The sequence below is a fragment of the Candidatus Rickettsia tasmaniensis genome (assembly GCF_036857515.1).
Taxonomy (GTDB): domain Bacteria; phylum Pseudomonadota; class Alphaproteobacteria; order Rickettsiales; family Rickettsiaceae; genus Rickettsia; species Rickettsia rickettsii.
Window position 1 is genome coordinate 1 of sequence record NZ_JAQCNX010000041.1, and the last position, 3978, is coordinate 3978.

Below are 3978 nucleotides of genomic sequence, written 5' to 3' on the forward strand. Positions count from 1 at the left end.
CTATTACTACCCCTGAAGAATCAAAAAATGAGCATGAATATATAACTAATGCATCAGAGACTATTTTACAAAAACTGAATCTTCCTTATCGTGTTATGTTACTTTGCACCGGAGATATGGGATTTGCGGCAAAAAAAACCTATGATATAGAAGTATGGCTTCCGGGACAAAAGCAATATCGCGAAATTGCTAGCTGTTCTAATTGTGGAGATTTTCAAGCACGTAGAATGAAAGCAAGATATAAAGAATTTGGCAGTAATGAAACTACCTTAGTTCATACTTTAAATGCTTCAGGATTACCTATCGGAAGAACTATGGTTGCAATACTTGAAAATTATCAGAATGAAGATGGATCAATAACTATACCGGATATCTTGATAAATTACATGGGAGGATTACAAAAAATCACTGCCTATAATGAATAATTGTTTATTAAATAATAATAAGGTAAAGTTTCTAGTTGTTGTTAAATTGGCTTTGTTGCATGGCTCTTATATCATTCCCGCTTTCGCGGGAATGACATCGAGTAGAGGCCTATGTACGGCTGCTCGCAATGACGACTCTAGCATCCACGCAGGCAAAGTTCATTAGTATATACTCCTGTGAAATGAAGAGTTGTTATACGAAGTTCAACTTGGAAAAGAGCAAGGAGTCTGTAAGCCGAGGGGCAGAGCATATACTTAATACGTGAGCATCCGAGGACTTACAAAGACGACGTAGCCAATTTTTCAAGTTGAACGAGTATACAAAACTATAATTTAAATTCAGGTTATTTGTGTTTAGTGGTTTACGAAAATTTGACAAAGATATATATAATTATAATGCTCCTAATTTTATACCTATAGCATGTCATTATAATGAAAATACTTTACTTACCAAAGACGGTAAATTACTACAAATTATCAAAATACACGGCATTAACTCAGAGAAAATAAGCGATAACATACAAAATTTACGTGAAATGGTTAGAGTTTCTATAAAAAAGAATATAACCGATTATGATTTTGCTTTTTGGCTACATACAATACGAGAAAAACAAAACTTAGACGATTCAACTCCTTACAAAAAATTATTACCGGCAAATATTCATACCCTATGGCAAAGAAAAAACCATTGGAATGATAAATTCGTTAATACTTTATATATATCTATAGTACATGATTCTGCTAAAGTTAACATCACAAATTTTAACTCTTTAATAAATTCTTTATCTAATAAATTAATTACTGATTTTGAAAATAACTACTTAGATTCAGCTTTTCAAAAATTAGACAATATCACCAATAATATTTTAAATGATTTAAACGAATTCGGTGCTGAAAAACTCGGTATAATATTTGAAAATGATAATGTTTTTTCTAATCCTTTATTTTTATATAATCGAATAGCTAACCTTAATAATAATGATTGTTTGGTACCTATAATAGATTTATCCAATGCACTAGGTAGAAGTATTTATACAATTAGCAGCGATAAAATGGTAGTTACGGATCATGAGAAAAATAATAAATTTGCTTCTTTACTATCTATAAAAGAATATCATGAAACTCCTTCTAATACACTGGATAAATTTTTACAGTTACCGATTGAATTAATAATAACTGAAATATTTTACTTTGTTAGCAAAAAACAAGTAATATCCAAATTGCGTGGTCAAGATTATATTCTAAAAATTACTAACGACTCAACTTTACTTAATCACAAAGGGATTAATAAGCTTGATGCAGCTAATTTAGATTTTCAATTTTGTAATCAGCAAATTTCAATTGCCGTTATAGAAGAAGATGAAAATAAACTAGATGCAGCCGTAGCTAAAGCATCAACCGAACTTTTTAAACTTGGTATTATTCATGTAAAAGAAGATCTTAATATTGAGCAAATATTTTGGTCGCAATTACCTGCTAACTTTGCCTTTATACGTAGAATGTCGCCATTATCCGTAGAGCATATTGCTTCTCTTACCGCTCTTCATAATACTACACTCGGTAATCAATATAATCCTTGGGGTAGGGCTATAACTTTACTGCGAACCGAGAAAGGTACTCCATATTTCATGAATTTTCATGATAAAACGAATAAAGGTAATACTTGCATCTTTGGTACGGGAAAAACCGGCAAAACCGTATTATTGAACTTTTTAATATCAGAGTCGACTAAATACGATCCAACAATAATTTATATCTCTAATAATAATGATTCTAAAATTTTTATCGAGGCAATAGAAGGCAAATGGTTAGAACCGGACAAACAAATTATCAATCCATTTTTAGTAGATGATACAGAAAAATCACAAGCATTCATTTTAGAATTTTTAAAATTAATCAGTGGTCATTATATTTCACCTCTTAGCGAAATAGAGATATCCTTTCTAGAGAAATTAAAAAATAAAATTTTATCAATTGAAAAAGAAAAACGTATTTTTTCCGATATTTTAAAATTAGAAGATTTTAAGGAGGAAGGAGGAATACAAATACTTGATAAACTTAAAGTTTTTACCGAAGAACAATTATATTCCGGATTATTTGACGGATCGTCTCTTAACATTGAAGAAGGGAAAGTTATAGGGTTTAATTTATATAAACTTTCTGATGAGCTGTTTTCTAAACAATTTTACCCGACGGAGAGAAAATTTTTAGAACAATTTAATAATAATTTAAAGAAACACCAAAGTATTAGTGCAGCAGTAATTTATGCTTTTACTTATCATTTAAGTCTAGTTGGCACAAAACCTAAAATATTTGCTGCCGATAATTTTGATAAACTTTACAGACCTGAGGTTTATTATGATAATATAAATTTAATCTATAATAATTTGTCTCAAAATAACGGTATTTTCGTCAGTAATTTCAATTTTATTTATCTTAAGTCATATCCAAAACATACTATAAAACCTTGGCTTGATTTAATTAATACTAAAATTATTCTACCGTCTGATGTTAAAATAGAAGATTTAGATAAAATTTTAGGTTTAAGCAAGCCGGAAATACGAAAATTATCACAGCTAATACTTTCTGCAAGGATGTTCTTAATTAGTAAGGATAATGAATCGATAGCTTCTGAATTAAGTATTGCCGCTTTAATAGGAGTTGTCCGTATTTTATCAAGCAGACAGGAGGAAATGGATATTTATAAAAAAATACTTGAACAACACCAAGGTCCTCCGGATAATTGGGTTAATTACCTATATAATGAGTTAAATACGGACTAATATTTCACTCTGTCATCCCGTGATTTATTATGGGATCCAAAAAAAATTAAAAAGGACTGGATCCCGCTACAAGCTCGTGGGATGACAATAATTTATTATGAACTATAAAAACAACGAGCATAAAGAATACTCAAAGTGTTAAAAAAATATTTACTATTTTTCTTATTTTCATTTTTCTCATTTAATGTATATGCATCTATTTGGGGTGATATAGCCGATTGTCTTAGCGATCCATGTAATTGCGGTCAAAGTGAGAGAACGGAAATTTGGAATAAGGATGGAGGCATCAATGCAAAGCCAAGAGGGCCTTTTAAACCAGGCACATTATGTCCTCCTTGGAATAAAAGCGACGGTCGCGATAATGATACTTGTTTATTAAAATTTGATTACCCAGGTACATTTATCGGTTTTTTACTCAATAGATGTGCGGAAGAAGCTCCTGATAGTAGTTACTTTACTCCAAAAATTCGTATTAGAGTTCAAAGCTGTAATGCCGTAGCTTGTTGGCACCAAAACTCTACTTTAAATTGGGATGGAGAATGTGTATTATGGCCTACAGGTTACGGTCTACCTCTAACTAGAGTCTGTGCTAGAGTTGCCGTACCGGATATGCCTCCACCTCCCGGGACAAATGCCCTACCTTCCCCTGCAGATCCAGGTTATACCGATGGAGTACATCTCAATAAAGTTGGTTATACAGAAACTGATAATAAGATAATCGGTTTAGACGGAAAAATAGTTACTTTAAAATCTCCTAAACTTTGTGCTTA

The 3978-nt window shown here is 31.3% G+C and carries 2 protein-coding genes and 1 pseudogene; all 3 read left to right on the forward strand.

The features are described from left to right. The coding region (locus O6R16_RS07485) for an aminoacyl--tRNA ligase-related protein (RefSeq protein ID WP_499680654.1) at positions 1 to 425 on the forward strand (425 nt) is incomplete at its 5' end. A gap of 350 nt (positions 426 to 775) precedes the next feature. Further along, the gene (locus tag O6R16_RS07490) at positions 776 to 3208 is read left to right on the forward strand and encodes a VirB4 family type IV secretion/conjugal transfer ATPase (protein ID WP_499680655.1); all 2433 of its coding nucleotides are present in this window, start codon (positions 776 to 778) and stop codon (positions 3206 to 3208) included. Positions 3209 to 3343: 135 nt separating this feature from the next. Next, positions 3344 to 3978: pseudogene (locus O6R16_RS07495) on the forward strand (hypothetical protein); the annotation flags it as partial.